The organism is Mesorhizobium sp. LNHC232B00 (genome assembly GCF_000502435.1).
Classification (GTDB): Bacteria; Pseudomonadota; Alphaproteobacteria; order Rhizobiales; family Rhizobiaceae; genus Mesorhizobium; species Mesorhizobium opportunistum.
Map to the genome: position 1 here is coordinate 1 of NZ_AYWP01000036.1, position 21005 is coordinate 21005.

10 protein-coding genes and 3 pseudogenes are annotated in these 21005 nt (G+C 60.5%); 8 read left to right on the top strand and 5 right to left on the bottom strand.

Annotated elements, in window-relative coordinates:
• The coding region (locus tag X743_RS0137145) for a winged helix-turn-helix domain-containing protein (RefSeq protein ID WP_031258565.1) at positions 1-133 on the top strand (133 nt) is incomplete at its 5' end.
• Between the two features lie 3594 nt (positions 134-3727).
• Here the strand turns inward: X743_RS0137145 and X743_RS1000000174170 are convergent.
• Positions 3728-6658: a Ulp1 family isopeptidase gene (locus X743_RS1000000174170; RefSeq protein ID WP_348625908.1), complete on the bottom strand. Its 2931-nt coding sequence runs from the start codon at positions 6656-6658 to the stop codon at positions 3728-3730.
• A 658-nt stretch (positions 6659-7316) separates the two neighbouring features.
• Positions 7317-7451 carry an aldehyde dehydrogenase family protein gene (locus X743_RS1000000173670; RefSeq protein ID WP_023768614.1) on the bottom strand — a complete coding sequence of 45 codons (135 nt, stop codon included), beginning with the start codon at positions 7449-7451 and terminating at the stop codon, positions 7317-7319.
• 877 nt (positions 7452-8328) lie between these two features.
• Here X743_RS1000000173670 and X743_RS1000000171360 point away from each other — a divergent pair.
• The 3 genes and pseudogenes from X743_RS1000000171360 to X743_RS141705 all read left to right on the top strand — a co-directional run.
• Positions 8329-8717: pseudogene (locus X743_RS1000000171360) on the top strand (DDE-type integrase/transposase/recombinase); the annotation flags it as partial.
• A gap of 267 nt (positions 8718-8984) precedes the next feature.
• Positions 8985-9155, top strand: a pseudogene (locus X743_RS1000000171365) (type IV secretory system conjugative DNA transfer family protein); the annotation flags it as partial.
• Positions 9156-9698: 543 nt separating this feature from the next.
• The gene (locus X743_RS141705; protein WP_031258568.1) at positions 9699-12233 is read left to right on the top strand and encodes a two-component system VirA-like sensor kinase; all 2535 of its coding nucleotides are present in this window, start codon (positions 9699-9701) and stop codon (positions 12231-12233) included.
• A gap of 814 nt (positions 12234-13047) precedes the next feature.
• Here X743_RS141705 and X743_RS0137160 read toward each other — a convergent pair.
• Positions 13048-13794: pseudogene (locus X743_RS0137160) on the bottom strand (coproporphyrinogen III oxidase); the annotation flags it as partial.
• 1040 nt (positions 13795-14834) lie between these two features.
• Between X743_RS0137160 and X743_RS1000000173680 the strand changes: the two are divergent.
• Together X743_RS1000000173680 and X743_RS1000000173685 are read left to right on the top strand one after the other, a co-directional pair.
• Complete coding sequence (locus X743_RS1000000173680; protein WP_245264324.1) at positions 14835-15533, top strand: Fic family protein; 699 nt, start codon at positions 14835-14837, stop codon at positions 15531-15533.
• Positions 15534-15556: 23 nt separating this feature from the next.
• Entirely contained in the window at positions 15557-15976 is a 420-nt protein-coding gene (locus tag X743_RS1000000173685; protein WP_023737287.1) for a hypothetical protein, read from the top strand.
• A 77-nt stretch (positions 15977-16053) separates the two neighbouring features.
• On the opposite strand, the gene X743_RS141700 is transcribed toward X743_RS1000000173685, so the two are convergent.
• Positions 16054-17547 carry an NAD-dependent succinate-semialdehyde dehydrogenase gene (locus tag X743_RS141700; RefSeq protein WP_023768617.1) on the bottom strand — a complete coding sequence of 498 codons (1494 nt, stop codon included), beginning with the start codon at positions 17545-17547 and terminating at the stop codon, positions 16054-16056.
• 118 nt (positions 17548-17665) lie between these two features.
• On the bottom strand, positions 17666-19045 hold the full coding sequence (locus X743_RS141695; RefSeq protein ID WP_023747618.1) for an aminotransferase: 1380 nt from the start codon (positions 19043-19045) through the stop codon (positions 17666-17668).
• A gap of 98 nt (positions 19046-19143) precedes the next feature.
• On the opposite strand from X743_RS141695, the gene X743_RS141690 reads away from it, so the two are divergent.
• A complete protein-coding gene (locus tag X743_RS141690) occupies positions 19144-20025 on the top strand; it encodes a transketolase (RefSeq protein WP_023768618.1) in 882 nt (293 codons plus the stop codon).
• Complete coding sequence (locus X743_RS141685) at positions 20022-21002, top strand: transketolase C-terminal domain-containing protein (protein ID WP_023747620.1); 981 nt, start codon at positions 20022-20024, stop codon at positions 21000-21002. Before X743_RS141690 ends, X743_RS141685 begins: the two co-directional genes overlap by 4 nt.
• Positions 21003-21005: the final 3 nt, after the last annotated feature.

The following is a 21005-nucleotide window of genomic DNA, read 5'->3' on the forward strand; positions in this document are numbered from 1 at the left end:
CCTAATCATGCGCTTGCGCCGAAAGCTGGAGGCTGATGCGGCCAACCCTCGCCTGGTCAAAACATCCCGTGGCGCAGGGTACTTCTTCAACGCTGACGTAGATGTTAGCTACGGAGGCACGTTGGCCGCGTGACAGTGAGCTATGCTGGAGATTGGGGTGACGAGGCTGATCAAGCGTTCCAACAGTACCAGCCTGATCAATTACGGCGAGAGCTACCGGTCCGGAGATCGCATCAGCGCCTCTGTCGTCAAGAGAGCTGTTCTGCTTGACCCCAGCCATGGAGCTCAACGCCCCGCGTCGGAGCGCTCCCTGCTTCTGAAGGAAGCCACTAGGTCCGCTCGGGCTTGATCGGAGGCTTGGCTGATGGACGTCGTGGTTGCTTCGCTCAGTTGCCGCCCCATGGCGCGGCTTTGCGGATTATCAGTCCTCTGCCTCTTCGCCGGTCTCAACAGCGCTGTGTAATGTTCATTGTTTATGATGACGCCCCCGCTGTTCACGAGGTTGCTCCTGTCAAGTGTACTCGTCAGTCCGTCCTGGGCCTCGCGCTTCTTGCCCAAGTGCCGTTCAAACGGCGCTGGCGCGACTTGTTGAGCTCGAGAGATGGGTCCCTGCTCTCCTGCGTGGCCATGAGCTTGTGCCGCGGTCTGCGCAGCGGCGTCCCCAATGGCACGAGCCTCCATGCCGACTGCGTCTTCCGGACGAGCAGCAAGGGCAATTTCGCGCCCGGGTGCGAACTTCCGGAGATGAGCTAGTGCACTGATCCTCCGGTTACCACCGGAGTTCACATAGCGCTTGGCATCTTCATCCAGCGACCCCTCGTGAAGCCGATCCGCAATCCCCGGCTTTTTGTTTTCATGCAGGTATTCACTGAAACGTATAAGAGTAGATCCATAGACCTGAATGGTACCGCGATTCGGCCCGGTCGCAGGCGCTTCTTTGTACTCTTTGATGAGAGCCGCTGTGTAATCTCTGATGAGCGCGGCGTCGGCAGGGTAGGGATTCCGGACAGGGCGGTCGACCACTGGCGCTCCGCCCGCCAACGTCTTGAGACGACCCAGTGCTCTAGCCACGATCGAGGGGCCACCCCTGCTCTCGTACTCCGAGGGGCCACCCCTGCTCTCGTACTCCTTGCGATCCTGATCCAGCGACGATTCGTCAAGCCGAGCAGCAAATCCCGGCCTGTTATTATCAAAGAGCCAACGACCAAAGCCGAGAAGAGAATTTACATGGCGCTTGACCGTGCTCTCCTTGACCNCTGTTATTATCAAAGAGCCAACGACCAAAGCCGAGAAGAGAATTTACATGGCGCTTGACCGTGCTCTCCTTGACCTTACCCGCGTAAGCTGACCTCAGCCCTTCGACAATGGTCGCATCGTTGGAATAAAGAGGACCCTTGTCGCGACCGGAGACCCCTATTGGAGGATCTGGCTGCACCGCCGCCGGCACAGAACGAGCATGGTCACGCAACTCGGACGGTGCGGGGGGATTCAGATCAACCACTGACGAATCCGGCGCATNCTGTCCTGTGCAGCGATCCGCTCGTCCGGCGCGCGCTGGTCGCCGTCGCGCCAGATCAGGGGACGAAAGGACCCTGCGGGATCCGAGACTTGGTGATGGGGCCCAGTTGGCACGAAAGACAATGGCAGAACAGCGTCGTCTTCATTAGCTTTCCCAGGGAGCTCGCGCCCGAGTTCGGACTTCCGGAGATGAGCTAGTGCACTGATCCCACCGGAGTTGTTATAGCGCTTGGCATCTTCATCCAGCGACCCCTCGTGAAGCCGAGCCGCAATCCCCGGCTTTTTGTTTTCAACCAGGTATTCACTGAAACGTCTAGGAGCAGATCCATAGGTCTGAATGGTAGCGGGATTCGGCCCGGTCGACGCTGCCTTGTACTCTTTGATGGGAGCCGCTGTGTAATCTCTGNTCTGAATGGTAGCGGGATTCGGCCCGGTCGACGCTGCCTTGTACTCTTTGATGGGAGCCGCTGTGTAATCTCTGATGAGCGCGGCGTCGGCAGGGTCGGGATTATTCAGGACAGCGGCGCGGTCCAGCACTGGCGCTCCGCCCGCCCACGTCTTGAGATGACCCACTGCTCTAGCCACGTCCGAGGAGCCACTCTTGCTCTCGTACTCCTTGAGATCCGGATCCAGCGACTCCTCGTGAAGCCGAGCAGCAAATCCCGGCCTGTTATTATCAAAGAGCCAACGACCAAAGCCGAGAAGAGAATTTACATGGCGCTTGACCGTGCTCTCCAATGCTGACCTCAGCCCTTCGACAATGGTCGCATCGTTGGAATAGAGAGGACCCTTGTCGCGACCGGAGACCCCTATTGGAGGATCTGGCTGCACCGCCGGCGGCACAGAACGAGCATGGTCACGCAACTCGGACGGTGCGGGGGGATTCAGATCAACCACTGACGAATCCGGCGCATGATGATGGCGCGCCGTTGAGTGACCCGGCTGCAGTACCGAGGCACCCAGCATCGACCCACTGCCTCCGGCGTACGGCGCCGCGTGTTCTTGTCCGCTCCCTTGTATCATGGGCTGCGCTTCCCATGGCAATGCACCCACTTGATGGGTGGGGGCCTGCATCAGCACGCGAGCGCCTGAATTGCCGATCTCGCTCAGCTGCGGCTCATTGGCAACGTCCTGCAGACGACTGTTCGGGGGCCTTTGCCTCTTCGCTGGTCTCAACTCCGCTGTATCATGCTCACGGTTGATGAGGACCTCCTCGCTTGATAGCTGGTTGCTCCTGTCCTGTGCAGCGATCCGCTCGTCCGGCGCGCGCTGGTCGCCGTCGCGCCAGATCAGGGGACGAAAGGACCCTNTTGAGTGACCCGGCTGCAGCACCGAGGCACCCAGCATCGACCCACTGCCTCCGGCGTAGGGCGCCGCGGCGTGTTCTTGTCCGCTCCCTTGCGTCATGAGTTGCGCCTCCCATGGCGATCGTAGAAGGTCCGCGTGCGGAATCGAGTCGAAATATCCCGACAAATCAGCGTCGACCTTCTGCTTTTGCAACCGAGCCCACCTTTCGGCCACCGCGGCCTCGCCAACCGCGGAGGGCGTCTCCCCAGCCCTGGCGAACGCTGGCCCGGCAGGCGCCGCCGGCACAGAACGAGCAGGGTCACGCAACTCGGACGGTGAGGGGGGATTCAGATCAACCACTGACGAATCCGGCGCATGATGATGGCGCGCCGTTGAGTGATCCGGCTGCAGCACCGAGGCACCCAGCATCGACCCACTGCCTCCGGCGTAGGGCGCCGCGGCGTGTTCTTGTCCGCTCCCTTGCACCATGAGTTGCGCCTCCCATGGCGATGTATCCACTTGAGGGCCGGGATCATGCACTGGTTCGTCCATTTGCTTTTGCAACCGAGCCCACCTTGCGGCCTCCGCGGCCTCGCCAACCGCGGAGGACGTCTCCTCAGCCCTGGCGAACGCTGGCCCGGCAGGCGCCGCCGGCACAGAACGAGCATGGTCACGCAACTCGAACGGTGCGAGGGGATTCAGATCAACCACTGACGAATCCGGCGCATCATGATGGCGCGCCCTTGAGTGACCCGGCTGCAGCACCGAGGCACCCAGCATCGACCCACTGCCTCCGGTATGCGGTGCCAGGTGCTCGTCCCCCAGCATCATGGGCTGCGCCTCCCATGCCAATGCACCCACTTGATGGGTGGGGGCCTGCATCAGCACGCGAGCGCCTGAATTGCCGATCTCGCTCAGCTGCTTAGCTTTCCCAGGGAGCTTCTCTGGCCGACCCAATGCCTTCTGCGGCCCGCTGTGCTGCGCAGCGGCGTCCCCAATGGCACGAGCCTCCATGCCGACTGCGTCTTCCGGACGAGCAGCAAGGGCAATTTCGCGCCCGAGNGGCGTCCCCAATGGCACGAGCCTCCATGCCGACTGCGTCTTCCGGACGAGCAGCAAGGGCAATTTCGCGCCCGAGTGCGGCGTACGGCGGGAACTTCCGGAGATGAGCTAGTGCACTGATCCACCGGTTACCACTGGAGTCCAAATAACGCCTGGCATCTTCATCCAGCGACCCCTCGTAAAGCCGAGCCGCAATCCCCGGCCTGTTGTTTTCATGCAGGTATTGACTGAAACGTCTAAGAGTAGCCGCATAGTCCTGAGTGGTTTTGGGATTCGGCCCGGTCGCAGGCGCTCCCTTGTACTCTTTGATGAGAGCCGCTTTGTACTCTTTGATNGGATTCGGCCCGGTCGCAGGCGCTCCCTTGTACTCTTTGATGAGAGCCGCTTTGTACTCTTTGATGAGCACGGCGTCGGCAGGGTCGGGATTCAGGGCAGCGCGGCCCACCATTGGCGCTCCGCCCGCCGACTCTTTGAGACGACCCAGTGCTCTAGCCACGTTCGAGGAGCCACTCTCGCGCTGGTACTCCTTGAGATCCTGATCCAGCAACGGATCGTCAAGCCGAGTAGCAAATCCCGGCTTGTTATTATCAAAGAGCCAACGACCAAAGCCGAGAAGAGAATTTACATGGTCCGTGACCGTGCGCTCCCCGACCTTACCGGCATAGAGTGCTGACCGCAGCCCTTCGACAACGGTCGCATCGTTGGAATAAAGAGGACGCTTGTCGCGACCGGAGACCACTACTGGAGGATCTGGCTGCACCGCCGCCGGCATAGAACGAGCATGGTCACGCAACTCGAACGGTGCGGGGGGATTCAGATCAACCACTGACGAATCCGGCGCATGATGATGGCGTGTTTCCCCGGGAACAACGTCCCGTACGAACACCGAGTCTGGGTTGCCTTGGTCCGGCGCGACTGGAGCCAGGGCTCTGTCGTGCAACGCTCGCGCTGACTGGCCGAGCCGCTTGATCCGCTGGTGAAACGTCCCAACGGGGCTTTCCTTAACCGCGTCTCGCGCCTGTCGGTCCATGAGTTCAAAGTTCGTGAGATAATTTGCCGTTCCAGATGTATCGTCACCCATGAGTCGGGTTTGTAGTGCCTGCCGATTGACGACGAGGTTGTTGAGGTTCAGGTCTGGCAGGTCTGGCTGCCATCTTTGCAATCGCCCAACCAGCGCCCGCGTGCCGTCCACCACGTAGACTCCGCAATCCCACTCGTTGCTCTGCTGGGCGATGCGGGGTAAGTCCACGCGGGTCTCCAGGCTGGCGCCCAGCCTTTCTGCGAGGTGTTTTGCAAGCTTGTCATGCCATCCGCTGACGGAGTCATAATGATAGGCAACCGGCCGTTCCCGGTCGCTGCGATCAACGAACAGCAGCGACCAATGTTTGCCGCGCTCCGCAAGAGTCTTACCGCCATCGCTCACTGGCACGAACAGGAAGTCGGCTGTGTCGTTACCGTTCTGATTATGGACGATGCGCTGGAATGCGCTTAGCTTGTCGCTCTCGGAGCCCAAGCGCAGATGATAATTGGCTACGAGGGGATCCACGAACCGCGTCCGGGCGGCGAGTTCTGGATTGTTCCCCTGCAACTCCTGCTCCAGGAGCTGGTAATCCCTGTGGATATGTTCGTCGCCTAGCAATTGCAATGCGCCGAGCACCCGCCCGCTGGGGTCGCCGAAAACACCAAAAAACCCTTCGACCGCGGGGGACATCCCCTCAGGAAAGAGCTCTGGCGAGGCGGAATTCCCCGCCCGCAAGCTGGGAGGAGCGAATTCCGGTGGCCTCAGTGGCACCTCCTCGCTTGGTAGCAGGTTGCTCCTGTCCTGTGCAGCGATCCGCTCGTCCGGCGCGCGCTGGTCGCCGTCGCGCCAGATCAGGGGACGAAAGGACTCTGCGGGATCCGAGGCTTGGTGATGGTGCCCAGTTGGTACGAAAGACGATGGCAGAACAGCGGCGTCTTCATTAGCTTCCCCAGGGAGCTTCTCTGGCCGACCCAATGCCTTCTGCGGCCCGCTGTGCTGCGCAGCGGCGTCCCCAATGGCACGAGCCTCCATGCCGAGTGCGTCTTCCGGACGAGCAGCAAGGGCAATTTCGCGCCCGAGTGCGGCGGACGGCAGGAACTTCCGGAGTTGAGCTAGTGCAATGATCCTCCGGTCACCACTGGAGGCCTTATAGCGCTTGGCATCTTCATCCAGCGACTCCTCGTGAAGCCGAGCCGCAATCCCCGGCTTGTTGTTTTCAACCAGGTATTCACTGAAACGTCTAAGAGTAGCTCCATAGTCGTGAATGGTTTGGCGATTCGGCCCGGTCGCAGGCGCTCCCTTGTACTCTTTGATGAGAGCCGCTTTGTACTCTTTGATGAGCACGGCGTCGGCAGGGTCGGGATTCAGGACAGCGCGGCCCACCATTGGCACTCCGCCCGCCGACTCTCTGAGACGACGCAGTGCCACAGCCACAGTCGAGGAGCCACCACTGCTCTCGTACTCCTTGAGATCTTCATCCAGCGACTCCTCGTGAAGCCGAGCAGCAAATCCCGGCTTGTTATTTTTAAAGAGCCAACGACCAAAGCCGTAAAGAGAATTTACATGGCGCTTGACCGTTTCCTCCTTGGCCTTACCCGCGTAGAGTGACCTCAGCCCTTCGACAACGGTCGCATCGTTGGAATAAAGAGGACGCTTGCAGCCGCGACCGTCGGAGACCACTACTGGAGGATCTGGCTGCACCGCCGCCGGCACGGGGGAACGAGCATGGTCACGCAACTCGAACGGTGCGGAAGGATTCAGATCACCCACTGACGAATCCGGCGCATGATGATGGCGCGCCGTTGAGTGACCCGGCTGCAGCACCGAGGCACCTAGCATCGACCCACTGCCTCCGGCGTACGGCGCCGCGGCGTGTTCTTGTCCGCTCCCTTGCATCATGGGCTGCGCTTCCCATGGGGCCGCGCCTTCGATGAGGCTCAGGTCTCCGTGAGACGGATGAGGATGGAACGGGTCTGGCAGAGCCGGAACGCCGGGGGCGGGAATTTGGGCAGCGGCTTGGCGCGCCTCGCCCGAGCGCTGCTCAAAGCCCTCTTGCCCGGCCTGTGCCGCTTGCTCTTGAGATGCCGGGGGCTGCACCTGCCGCCAACCTGTTACATTGGATAGGTCAAATTTGTGCCGGTTCACGTTAGCCTCACGTCCACAGATCAGCTGAGCAACCTACTCGGGCATACTTACGAGAAGCTGACGAGGTCCGCGGTCCCGGAGCGGGTAGGCCTAATTTTCTGCGCGCCGATTGCGCTGGCGCGACGTAGCCCGGCCTTTTGCCAGCTCGGCAGCTACGGCTCGCAAAGAGCGTCGTAAGGCTTGCGGAGCCGCCCCTCAGCTCCCGTCGAGGAGCAATCCACAATTCACATATTTGGAGATGGCTCGCTGGTTTACCGGTCTGCGAGCCCTGCAAGCCCATGCTTCAGATGCCGCCCGTGCAGAGGTATTTCATTTCGAGGTAGTCCTCGAGGCAATGGCGGGAACCCTCCCGCCCGGTGCCGGACTGCTTCACTCGGCCGAAAGGCGCGGCTTCCGACGACATGCGTCCCGTGTTCATACCACTATGCCATATTCCAAGGCCTCGGCGACACGCCAAACACGCTTCCGTTTGAGGCACAAATGTGGGGGAAGGCCGTAGATCGTGTCGTTGGCCTCATGCACGACCTATCCGCATCGTCGAAGCAATCACAGGCGCCAGCCGCCCGAATGTCTCTTTCTTGCGCGATGGTCATCTCGCTGGAGACCGGACCGATAGTTCGACGTGCCATTCGCGCGATGCGTTTGCCCCCGCATCGATTCTGCGGCCTTTCGCGACGGCATGGGATTCGATTTTGGCCAGAGCCTGCCTGTCGATCAGCGCACCGATCGCCACTCCGGAGCAAAGCCCTCGCCAACGATAAGTGGCGGACTTTCTCCACGAACTCTCGACAAACACCTTCGTGAACGCCTGACTGGACGGGGGTAGCCATGCCGAACAGGTCGCATAACCACGCCATCGTTCGGCGACTGCAGCCGCGAAGCGTCTCGAACACATCGGCTCGATGCGGTTGCGTCCAGAATGCATCAGCGAGCGGCGGGAGTCTTCGCTATATTCGCCCCCGACATCCCGAAGTCCACCAGCTTGCCTGCCAAAAAGGGGTGTTGCATGAATAAACCCGCTTTCGTCGCCGTCAGCCGCGTGCCCAGGAAGGACGACAGTCTCCATAGCAAGAATGCGAGATGATCATCGTATTCAGCGGCAGCGTGCCGGCGAAATTGGGTGTTCGGCAAGCCAAATAGCGCGATGCAGAAGGATGGTGAGGATTTCGCGTCCGCCACTGCGATGCATAGAGCCACCCTTCGCAACCGACCAGCGCAACAAAGCTCGTTATGCGGCGCGTAGGTTCGTAGACGCTTATCCAGTATCGAGATAACAAGGCCGCTGCGCAGGAACGAACTCTGAGAGCGCACCCTGCGAGAGGTTGCGCTTGCTGACGCGGCTGTGGAAGAAGCAGGGGCTCGCGCCGAAGCGCATGATCACCGACTAGCTTCGCTCGTATGGAGCGGCAAAGCGACAGATGATGCCGGACGTCGAGCACCGGTCGCACAAGGGGTTGAACAACAGAGCGGAGAATTCCCATGTGCCGCCGCGAAAACGGGAGCGGATGATGCAGGGGTCCGATCGCCGGGAGGCCTGCAACGCTTCGTCTCGACCTTGTCAGCCCTCCGCAACCTCTTCGTCCCCCGCCCCAAACGTTCTGCTCTCGCCATACATGTTCATCGCTTGCAAGCCATCGCCGAATGGAAGGCCGTGACTGGAACGCCCGCAACAATGGATTGCTAACGGCGAACTCATGCTGGTCGGCAAGGCGATACTGGCTGGAGCATCAACTCGGCCGACGAGAGTGGCCACACCATCCTAGACAGGATCGGCCGATATGCCCGGCATCGCCGCTCTGCAAAAAGCACAGCGGGCATCCAGACGTTGCCGGGTTGACTATGGGTGTCCGAACCGCGAAAAGAGGCCGCTCTTTATGAGTGGCGTGCGCTGGCAGTCTAACCCCAAGCCCCCCGCCCGGGCTGCCGGCGCGCTTCTAGGAACATCGAGGTAGATGACGAGACTCCGAACTACATTTCCAAAGCTATCGGTGGATTCACATTTCAAGCCCAATCGATTTCCTACAGCCAGGCGCGAACGTTCGATTGGAACATTCAGAATTCACATCAAGGTGCACCGCTATTGCGTCCCGAACAGGTTCGGCTGCTCGATGACGACTACGAGATNCCGGCGAGTGGGCTTTGAGCAGCACGTGTCCGAGGCGCTCCGGCCGCTGTTCGATGGTCGAGCTGACGAGCCGCCTACCGGTCCAGAGGAGCTTCTGCGACTGGAAAAGGGGTTTCGCGAGGTGCTTCAGCGAGGGCAGGATCATCAAGCCGCCCCGTCTTTTTTCAGCGATCCAAGAATGCCCGCTGGACGGGATGACCCCAAGGGAAGCGTGTCGGACGCTTTCGCAGCAGCCGGCTCTAGGCACGCCGTAGTTGAGGCCGCCGCCCCGCCAGTGTTAGCTGCCAGCCAACAGCAGATCCGGCCCTCGCCAGTTGCGTTTGACCGGCCGGTATCATCCTCGGCTGCTGCAGGCGTGCGCTTGTATGCCCCTTCGATGATCTCTCGGAAGACCAGTTCCGAAAACTGCGATCAGTTGCCCGCCTTGTGCTGCCGCCTCGCCGTCGAGGTCGAAACGCCCGCGAATCAATGGAAGGTCAGCGGGCCATGGGGGCAGAGTGCAACGGTGTCTACACCGCCTGTTTGAGGGGAGAGGTACACTTGGCTTTCCTGTTCCAGCAGCATCCGGCCGCACACCGACGCGATGGGGAGCTAGAATTCAACTCGGACCTTCGCAAGGCACGCACCGCGGCTCAAACGCCGTTCGTTTGGGAAAAATGGCTCAGTACCGACAAAGCTTCTGTAATGGCCCTAGTGGCCTCGGTTGCGCTCTTGGTCGCGATACAGTGGCAAGACCCCCAGATCAACGAGGCGGTCCTAAGCGAACTGCGGACGATTCAGATCAACTACGCATTGCTCCAGCGAGACGTCGCCCGCGCCGACATGGTATTGGACTTCCGTTCCGTTGCTTCTACCGGGCAAGCATTAAAAAGGAACCTTCAAAACTACCAACGCCTTGTTGAGATTTCGCCCAATGAGAGCTCCGGGGTGCACTCCAGGTTGGTTGCACAGCTCAAAAAGTCCCTCGAAAACACAGAAGCTGCCATCTCGGCCTCGGCCGCGCAAAATGAGCTTCTGCAAAGCTCTCTCGTACGCTTTGCTCGCTCGGCTAATCGCCTTTGGGGGGGAGTGTCGAACAGGCCTGAATTTTCCAATCTGATCCTTCAATTTTCGGCCAGACCGGGATTCAGCCTCGCATTACAAATCGATCAGTCTCTCCGCCGACTTCCTCCTAGCCAGGACCAAGTCACGGAGGATGTTGCCCGCGAGGGCCGCGCTATCCTGTCCTCAATGTTGAGGTTGGACCGCGCTGTCAATCGGATCCCATCCTTCGACACGTTCGCCAAGGCTGCCGAATTGGAGCGAGAACATCTGAAAGCCTACAGCTTCGCCAGCGCGCAAGCGCAGCGTACACGGCTTTTCTTTGGCTTGGTGTCCATATGCCTCTGCTTGTTTGCGACCATTCGAGCCTCCACGCTGCATGTGCGGACGAACCGGTTGGAAAGGCGGTTAGAGCTTGAAGCGGCGATGAGTGAGATCGAAGCTTGTTTCATCGACAGTCAAGCAACGAAGGCTTCGCGGCGCTTCTCCACCGAAGCGGCGCTTAGACTCATTCAATGCGTTTTCGATGCGGATCAATGCGCGCTTGCTCTGGTGGATCCGAGTATCAGCAGGAATACCGAGTACTTTGTCGCGAACAAGCGCATGCGCGTCTGGAACGCCACGCTAATCCATGAAGTCGTCTCACTTGTACACCCGGAACAGCCAGTGTTTCGCGTCGTTCCGGCGTCGGAAGTGGTTCGGACTGCCGTAGGCACTACCGGTGTTTGTCAAATTGTTGGTTGCCGGGCCTCCGATCAGCAGGCTGCGGTTTGTATCCTTGTTTTTGAAGGAGATCGCTCACCACCCTCCACAGACGACCTCCTGGTTCTGGCGAGCGCTACTGTGCGTTTAGGCAACCATCTTGAAATGCAACGTGTACACACGGAACGTAACCTTTTTGAGAGTCGATGGGAGCATGCGGAAAGGCTGACGGCTGTCGGCACAATCGCAAGCGGCGTTACACATGAATTCAATAATGTTCTAGGAGCAATAGTCGGCTACGCAGAGATGGCTAAAGGTCTTGTGCGTCGCCCCTCGAGAATTCGGGGCCACATCGGCCAAATTATCTTGGCCAGCAACCGAGCCAAACTGATTATTGATCAAATTTTGTCACTAAGCCGAAATCGGAAGCGCGTGACGATGCCTTTCGACGTCTCGGAGAGTGTAATGGATCTCGCGCCATTGCTGCGGGTTACACTTCGTGCGGATGTTCAGTTGAACTTCAAGATCAACGAGTGGCAAACGGTGATCGAGGGCAGCCCGACCGAGATACAGCAGATCCTTATGAATCTATGCAAGAACGCGTCGGAGGCTCTCTTGAATGAGGGCCGTGTCGAGATTAGCGTTTCTCGCGCTCACGTCTGTCAAACGAAGCCCGTGGCTAAGGGCACCTTGAAACCGGGAGATTACGTTCTCCTCTCCATCAGCGACGATGGCCAAGGAATCGCAAGTTCGGTGCTTCCGCATATCTTTGAGCCCTTTTTTACCACGCGCTCTCGCGTCGGCGGGACCGGACTGGGTCTTGCTGCAGTGGACCGCCATGTGAGCGCGCTCGCAGGATGCCTTGACGTCACCTCGGCTGTTGGCCGAGGTACACGCTTCGATCTCTACTTACCGGCCTGCGCTGAGGAGCAGGTCAGAGCTGATAGCGCTTTCGGCCCATGCGATGGATCACTTGGCAACGGAGAAATCATTGCAGTCGTTGACCCCGATCCAGCAGCGTTGGAGATCTACAAGGATAAGATCGCCGCGCTGGGTTATAAGCCGGTCGGCTTCGCGACCTTCGAGAGTCTTTGCGACTGGATCGAGAGCGGGAAGGCAGCCGACCTCCTAATTTTCGATAAAGCGACTTTCCTCGGGCCAGGACAGCCCGAAGCCGTACGTACCACCCTGATGACGGTGCCCATCATCGTCGTTGGTGGAAGCGACCCCATGCCGATCACATCTGGTAATCAGACCTTCGTCCTTTGGCTAGCCAAACCGGTCTCGTCCAGGACGATGGAGCATGCAATTCGAAGGATGATAATGGCATGATGCCGCCGACGCGCTCAGGATACCGAGCTACCGAGGCAGTCGGAGGCGGAGCCGGCTGGGATCCAGCAAATACAAGAGCGTCGGACGATCTCTGCGCACCCGGCTCATGGCGAGTTCCCCTCGAACACCGTCGTCGGCTCCGCCCAAGGAAGGGCTCCCCGACCACGGCAAACCTGCCGCCGTGCTCGTGACCGTCAAGGACAAGTCGCCGCGCGATGGGGTCTGCGGGCCTCCATCCTTGACAAGTCACTGCGCGCTGGCGGCGACAGGCAACGGGTAATATAAGGTCGGGACGAGGAGATGGTCGCCAATCGGTCACGCAAGATGGTTGACGAAATGACTCGAGAGCAAAGCTTGACAATCATCGCCCCATTCACGCCAGACTTCTCCTGTGCGTTCATCATCGGCTACGGCTCCTCGCTGCCCCGACAAGGCTATCGCCGCCCGGCCGGGCAAGCGATATCCCAGGTTCCGACGTGTTCCTTTCATGCTAGATTGACCTAGGCCCCGGCAGGGCGGGAGCATGAGGCTGGGTTCTCGGTCGCGGATCTGTGAGGCAAGCACGGGGTAAGCGACGGCTCGACCCACCATTGGGAAGGCCGGCTTCGGCACGGAGGTGCGGCCTCGGCGTTGAGAGGCATCGGATCGGGTGTAGCAGGACTTTCGAACTAACTGCCGACAACACACTGGATAGGCTGTTCTCGTCGTTCGGTCCAGTTCACCAACGCCTATGTCGACATTTTACGGCGCTTCACTACTAACCGGGCACCGCACGATGGCAGCTCGTTCTCTCCGGCAAAAGATACCCCCTGTGTTAGCTTCCGTGTGTCTGCTTGCCCTCACCTGCGGGATACGTAAGGCCATCCCTAAAAGCATCGAATGCGGCAGCGACAGCGCGAATCCCAAAGCGATGCTCCCGCCGTACGCGGACAAAACCGTTTTCGAAGTCCACTATTCCGTCCTTGGCCAGCATCGCCAAACGCTCATCTGAACCGCGAAGACGGATCGGATCAGATCCGTGGGCGACACAGATTGCCGGCACGTCAGCCTCGAAATCGCACATTAATCGCTCGATAATTGCGGCTCGCACGCGGTCGTCGTCTGTGAGGCGATGGCCCTTCGATGTAGCCAGTCGGCCAGCTGCGATGTGCTGGATGTAGGAATCCCGTGTAACTTCGTTTTGAACGTATCCCTGGCCGGTGCGGCCGATAGCCGACGCGCCGAAACCGATCAGGGTTCTGCAGGTGTCAGCCGAGTAGCCCAACGAGTTACGTCGCAGGCGACCTGTTTCCTGTGCCAGCGCGAGCTCGTCGTCCGGAAAGGCGAAATGGTCGAGCCCGATCTGTCGATAGCCGGCGGCAATCAGCCTCACGGCGACAGCCGCATACTGTTCAGCGCGGGCAGCGCTGTCGGGAAGAAATTCCGCCTCGATGAGGCGCTGGTTCTTTATTTGGGATGGGATATGCGAGTAGCCGAACAAGGCAAGCCGGTCGGGGCGCATGGCGACCGCTGCCCTCGCCGTCTCGACCCACGACACCACCGTTTGACGCGGCAGGCGTCCCATGGTGATAACAAACCACCTTGCCGCTGAGCTCGCCTGTGTCTTTGCGTTATGCCAGTCCGTTCCGCTTAGATGTCTTGGCTGTTCCCGCCGAGACCTCACGCGCACCGTTTTATTCCCACCATCCCTCCCCGTCAGCTCCGCCTGGGAAATTCTGCCAGCTTGCCGGATCCGACGAGATAATGCAGCGCTGGGACGGACTTTGCTCGCCAGCTAGCGACCGTGGTGATCTCTGCCAAAAGGACGAGGCCATGAACGCGATCGGCGCTAACGGTGGCGGTTTGTATAAGCCTTGGGGTGGGAACTGGGCCTTCTATGCTGGCGCCACATACAAGCTCAACGAGACAACTTCGTTCTACCTTCGGCTCTCCCGGTGACCAGCTCTCAGTAGCGTCGCGGCAAACGTTGCCTATGGGCTTCTTTTCGATTTCACAGCTACGGCGACTCCAAACTCAGCAGTCGGCAAGATGGAAGCTTCCAACGGGAACTGCCCAATGCGAACAAGAAGAGCAGTGTCGGCAGTAATCCTGCGCCTCGAACGCTCATCCTAACGCCGTGAAGCGTAGAGCTCCGAGGTTGAGCAGACCAAGCCCGCAACACGCTCTAAAAAAACGGCGCATACAAGCCATCCGAGATTGCAGCCTAGCCTCGGGGCCGGACGTTGTTTCATATCAGACCGGTGGGATGAAGCCTGCCATCCAGCACCCGGTCAGTTTCAGGTCAAACTTGAACTCCCAGTCGGGTCAGAACGCGATCAACTGGCAGTCCGACGCACTTAAAAATGACAAATGGATCGCCTGCTTTTGGGCCATCCATGGGGAATTCGGGCGCGAGAGAACAAGCTCACACAGCATAAGCGAAGCTCCAGGCGAATCTTGCGCTGGCCGAGGCAGAACCATGTTTAAAGCTGCCTGTTTTCCACCTCGAACCTGTCTGAGTCCGGCCGATCGTCATAGATCGGCCAAAGCATCGGCCAGATGGCTCCCCCAATTACGGTTTGTGCGTAGTTGTCAGTACGATAGGCCTGCCGAACATCGGCCATGATCATCATCGGCAGCATCGATTTGTGTCCAAGCCTGGCGACGTCGGCTGTTTTGGGCAAAAGCCTGCACTCGCGTACCGCAGCCAACCTCGCCCCATCTCGTGCGCATCATGAACACCTACTACAGCAACCTGATCGAAGGCCACGATACGCGCCCGCGCGACATCGAACGGGCGCTGGTCGGAATTTCGATCGAGACGAGAACCGCCGCAATCTGCAGCTCGAGGCGGCCGCGCACGTTCGCGTGCAAGCCGAGATCGACCGCCTGGCTGCCGATGGGCAGTTGCCGGAACCGGCATCGGTAGGTTTTCTTCGATGGCTGCATGCGGAATTCTACCGCGATGCGGAATCGCCCATGCTGACCATCAAGGGTTCCGGCCGTGAGTTCGTCATGGCGCCAGGTGAGTGGCGATCGAAGCCAGAGCATGACGTCGCCATCGGCCGGCATGAACCGCCTTCGAGCGATCGCGTCAACGATTTCATGCAATACTTTGCCATGCGTTATCGCTTCGATAAGCTGGGCAAGGCCGGACGCATCCTGACCATTCCTGCCGCGCATCACCGCTTCAACTACATTCACCCGTTTCCGGACGGCAACGGACGCGTCAGCCGATTGATGAGCCACGCCATGGCCCTCAGGCCGGGGTCGCCGCGCACGGGCTGTGGTCGATCTCACGAGGCTTGGCACGTGGCGTGAAAAGCCGAACGGATTACAAGAGCATGATGGATCATGCCGATATGCCCCGCCAGGGTGATCTCGACGGACGTGGCAACCTCTCCGAACGCGCACTCGGCGATTTTACCTTATGGTTCCTGCAGGCGTGTATCGATCAGGTGAGCTTCATGACCGGACTGTTCGATCTCGACACGTTGGCCAAGCGGCTGTATCGGCATGTGGAGCGCAGTGGTCTGAAGCCCGAAGCCGGCCGCCTCGTGGAGGAAGCGCTCACGCGCGGTGAGTTTGACCGCGGCGAGGCATCCCGTATTAGCGGACTACCCGAACGTACGGCGCGTCGAGTGTTCAATGACGTAATCGCGCTCGGACTATTGGCGTCGGAAACGCCAAAGGGCCCAGTGTCCCTACGCTTTCCGGCGGACGCTCTGGACGCGCTGTTTCCGAAGCTTTTTCCGGAAACGTAAGAGCATAGGGCGCTCACGATCTTAGGTCACTTCTCCTCGGAACCGGAAAGATTTTCACCGGATCACCCGCGGGTTCGTCATTCCGCGTTCTGAGACGCGGGAAAAGCCGGCGCACTAGAGCCGAGGCCGCCGATGCAGACATATTTGGTGTCGAGGTAATCCTCGATGCCCTGATGTCCGCCTTCCTTGCCGAGGCCGGATTCCTTGACGCCGCCGAAGGGTGCCTCCGGCGTGGTGATGAGGCCTTCATTGACGCCGACCATGCCGTATTTCAGCCCTTCCATGACGCGGAAGGCGCGGCCGAGATCGCCGGTGTAGAAATAGCAGGCGAGGCCGAATTCGGTGTCGTTGGCGAGCGCTATCGCTTCCTCTTCGGTCTCGAACTTGAACACCGGGGCGACCGGCCCAAAGATCTCTTCCTTCATGAAGCGCATATTGGGTGTCGCGTTGGCGATGACGGTCGGCTGGAAGAACGAGCCGCCGAGCGCATGGCGCTTGCCGCCGGCAACGATCTTGCCGCCCTTGGATGTGGCGTCGGCGATCAGTTCTTCGACCTTCTCGACCGCCTTCTCGTCGATCAGCGGCCCCTGCTGCACGCCGTCCTCGAGGCCGGAGCCGACCTTCAGCCCATTGCTGGCGGCAGCGAGCTTCTCGACGAACTTGTCATAGACACCAGCCTGGACAAGGAAGCGGTTGGTGCAGACGCAGGTCTGGCCGGAATTGCGATACTTGGCGGTGATCGCACCGGCGACCGCACGCTCGAGGTCGGTGTCATCGAAGACAATGAACGGCGCGTTGCCACCGAGTTCCATCGACACTTTCTTGACGGTGACCGACGACTTCTGGATGAGAAGCTTGCCGACTTCGGTCGATCCGGTGAAGGTGATCTTCGACACCAGCGGATTGGCGCAGATCTCGTCGCCGATCTCGCTTGCCGAACCGGTCAGGATGTTGACGACGCCCTTGGGGAAGCCGACCTCCTCTGCGAGCGCACCCCAGGCGAGGCCCGAATATGGCGTCTGCGAGGCCGGCTTGACCACTGCGGTGCAGCCGGCGGCGAGCGCCGGGCCGAGCTTGCGGGCCAGCATCGAGGACGGGAAATTCCACGGCGTGATGGCGGCGATGACGCCGACCGGTTCCTTGGTCACCAGGATACGGCGATCCGCCCACGGCGACGGCACCACGTCGCCATAGGTGCGGCGGCCTTCCTCGGCGAACCACAATATGTAGGCCGCGGCAGAGCCAATCTCGCCCTTCGATTCGAACAGCGACTTGCCCTGCTCGATGGTCAGCAGTTCGGCCAGCACGTCCTGATTGTCCATCATCGCGTCGTGCAGCTTGCGCAGCAGCTTCGAGCGCTCGAGCGCGGTCGTCTTGCGCCAGGTCTTGAAAGCTTCCGCGGCGGCTTCGATGGCGCGGCGGGTCTCGGCTTTGCCCGACTTCGGCACGGTGCCGATCTTGAGACCGGTGGCCGGGTTGTTGACGTCGACCGTCTGGCCGCTGTCGGCCTGCACCCATTCGCCGTTGATGAGATTGGCCTGGCGCATGAAATGGCTGGTTTTCTGAAGCATGGTCTGGCCTCCGTTCGGATAAGACAATCAGGATCCTGTATGCTGGCTGCGGCTCGCGCTTGCCCAAGGTTCGCGCGGCCGGCCCCTCCAGCGACGTCTCGCCGCACGCCGGGCGGGTTCATGCCGACTGGTCAGTCCGCGCATGGGCCGCCGCGGTCTCATCAAGAGCCGCGCGAATGCCATCAACCATGTAATCGATCTCTTTAGGGGCGATGACGTAGGGCGGGCAGATTGCCAGCACGTCGCCCATGTTGCGGATCATGACTCCGTGCTCGCGGCACCGCCGCTCGACATCGGTGCCAATTCGCAGCTCCGGCGCAAAGGCGCGACGGGTGGCGCGATCCTCGACGATCTGGATCCCCGCTATAAAACCGCGGCCGCGGACCTCGCCGACCAGTGTATGGTCGTTGAGCGCGTCCGCGAGCGCTGCATGCAGATAATCGCCGAGACGGCGCGCCTGGCTCACGAGATCGATCTCGCGGTAGATCCTGATCGCCTCGGCGGCGACGGCGGCTGTCACCGGATGGCCGGAATAGGTGAAACCGTGGCCGAACACGCCGACCTTGTGGGCCTCGTCGGCGACGCACTGGTAGACCTTGTCGGAGATAATGACGCCGCCAATGGGCAGATGACCGGATGAAAGCCCCTTGGCGACCGACAGCATGTCCGGTTCCATGCCAAAAGTCTGGCTGCCGAACCAATTTCCGGTGCGTCCGAAACCGCAGACCACCTCGTCGGACAGCATCAGGATGTCGTATTTGCGCAGCACCGCCTGAACCTTTGGAAAATAATTCTCCGGCGGTACCAGCACGCCGCCGGCGCCCATGACTGGCTCTGCGATCATCGCGGCAATCGTCTCTGGCCCCTCCGCCAGGATCAGGGCCTCGAGTTCCTGGGCCAGGCGCGTGGCGTAGTCATGCTCCGCCTCGCCCGGCAGACCGTCGAGATAGTGGAACGGCCGCGCGGCGAATATGACGGGAAGCGGCGGCAGGTTGAAGGACTTGTGCATGTGCGGCAGCCCACTCAGCGCCGCGCCCATGATCGTACTGCCGTGGAAGGCGCCAAACCTGCTGATGATCTTGCGTTTCTCCGGACGTCCCCGCGCGGCCTGGTAATACCAGGCGAGCTTGACCATCGTGTCATTGGCTTCCGAACCGGAGCCGACCAGAAAGACGCGCGCGTGGTCGAACGGCGCCAACGCGGTAAGCTGTTCAACGAGTTCGACGGTGGGCTCATTCGAGCGGTGATTGAAGGTGTGATAGACGGCGAGCTTGCGCATCTGGCGGTCAGCAGCGGCGGCCAGCCGGCTGTCGCTGAAGCCGAGCGAGGCACACCAGAGTCCGCCCATGCCCTCGATATAGCGGTTGCCCGCGTCATCCGTGACGGTCGCGCCTTCGCCGGCCACGATCGTCAACGGACCATGATCCTCATGCAGGCGTGGATCCGTTTGGGAATGAAAGTGCCTGGCCATGTCCAGCACGCGCGATTCGTTGTTCATCAAAATTCTCCTTGCGACCAGATAGGCGGTTGCTTCGGCGAGGAATATCTTATAACTTATAAGTTGTCGAGAAAAAATGATCCTGAGAGTGACGTCCAATGGCCAACGCACCCACTCCTTCAAACAACACCCTGCCACCCGACGCGGAGCGGATCGCCCTGTTGCGCGACAGGGCAGAGTTCGTCCGGCTCGAGACGCTGCGCCTCATCCAGATCGCCAAGGTGGGCCACTATTCGTCGGTGTTCTCCTGCGCGGAAATATTCGCCACGCTCTACTACGATGCGATGCGGCTGAGGCGCGGCGAGCCGCAATGGCCGGATCGCGACCGCTTCCTGATGGGCAAGGGACATGCCGCGGTCGGCCTTTACCCGCTGCTGGTCGACTGGGGCTTCTTCTCCAAGGACGTCCTCGATGGCTACACCCGGCTCGGCAATCCGCTTGGCGATCATCCCGACATGCGCAAGGTGCCCGGCGTCGATTTCAGCTCCGGCTCGATCGGCCATGCCCTGTCCGGCGGCCTCGGCATGGTGCTTGGCGGCCGTGCGGCCAACCGGCGCTTCGATGTCTATGTCCTGCTCGGTGACGGCGAGATGCAGGAGGGCCAGGTCTGGGAAGCGGCGCTCTCCGCCGCCCACCATAAGGCCGGCAATCTGATCGCCATCGTCGACCGCAACGGATACCAGCTCGACGGGCAGGTCGACGACATCATCGGCATCGAACCGTTGGCCGACAAATGGGCGGCGTTCGGCTGGCAGGTGCACGAGGTCGATGGGCACGACGTCGTCGCTCTCGCGACGCTGCTGCGACAGTTGAAGGCCGAGGCAGACCGCACCCGGCCCGTCTGCATCATTGCCAAGACCTCCAAAGGCAAGGGCGTTGGTTACATGGAAACCGAACCCGGCTGGCATCTGGGCTATCTCGCGCCATCGGACGAGGCCTTGGCCGCCGAAGAGATCAAGCGTGGAGGCAAAACACAATGAACGGCCCGATCGATACCAACTCCTGGCAGTACCGCCAGATCAACGCGCGTGCGCCTGGCCTGAGTTATCTGGCCAACGCGCTCATTGATCTGGTCGAAGACGGTTATCCGGTCGTGGCCGGTACGGCCGACCTTCAATATTCCAACGGGCTGGTGCGGTTCGCGCAACGCTTTCCCGAACGCTTCACGCAATTTGGCATTTCCGAGCAGAACATGGTTTCGGCTGCTGCCGGCATGGCCAGCACAGGCGCCATGCCGTTCGTCGCTACATTCGCTTCTTTCCTGGCGCTGCTGTGCTGCGAACAGATCAGAACCGACGTCGCCTATTCGGCTCTGCCGGTGCGGCTGATCGGTCATCATGCCGGTATTTCACTCGGCTTCTACGGCACCTCCCACCATGCGACGGAAGATCTTGCCATCATGCGAAGCATCGCCGACCTCACGGTCGTCGCGCCGGCTGACGGCCCGCAACTGGCGGCCGCCGTCAAGGCGTCTGTCAATCATGCCCAGCCAATCTACTTCCGCATTGGCCGCGGCCAGGAACCGCTGGTCTATGAAGACGACGGCGTCGACTTCCAGTTCGGCAAGGCGATCGTTCACGGCGAAGGATCGGACCTGACCATCATCGCCTGTGGCTCGATGGTCCATCCCTCAAGGGAGGCTTACCGCGCGCTGCGCGCGGCGGGCAAATCCGTCGGACTGATCGACATGCATACGGTGAAGCCAATGGATACGAAGGCAGTGCTCTCGGCCGCGGCTCACTCCCGCTTCATTCTAACCATCGAGGAACACAATATCCTGGGCGGTCTGGGCGGCGCCGTGGCGGAAATCCTGGCGGAGGCGGGCAGCCCGGCACGGTTGATACGCCATGGCATCCGCGACGAATACAGCCTGATTGCGCCGCCAACGCATCTCTACAAGCACTACCGGCTGGACGCGGCGGGAATCGAGGCCACCGTTCTTGAAGCCCTCGGCTGAGCC

Bases quoted from the DNA above. Each gene is read 5' to 3' on its own strand.
- X743_RS1000000173670 (WP_023768614.1), bottom strand. From the start codon at position 7,451: ATGAACACGGGACGCATGTCGTCGGAAGCCGCGCCTTTCGGCCGAGTG.
- X743_RS1000000173680 (WP_245264324.1), top strand. From the start codon at position 14,835: ATGATCATCATCGGCAGCATCGATTTGTGTCCAAGCCTGGCGACGTCG.
- X743_RS1000000173685 (WP_023737287.1), top strand. From the start codon at position 15,557: ATGATGGATCATGCCGATATGCCCCGCCAGGGTGATCTCGACGGACGT.
- X743_RS141700 (WP_023768617.1), bottom strand. From the start codon at position 17,547: ATGCTTCAGAAAACCAGCCATTTCATGCGCCAGGCCAATCTCATCAAC.
- X743_RS141695 (WP_023747618.1), bottom strand. From the start codon at position 19,045: ATGAACAACGAATCGCGCGTGCTGGACATGGCCAGGCACTTTCATTCC.
- X743_RS141690 (WP_023768618.1), top strand. From the start codon at position 19,144: ATGGCCAACGCACCCACTCCTTCAAACAACACCCTGCCACCCGACGCG.
- X743_RS141685 (WP_023747620.1), top strand. From the start codon at position 20,022: ATGAACGGCCCGATCGATACCAACTCCTGGCAGTACCGCCAGATCAAC.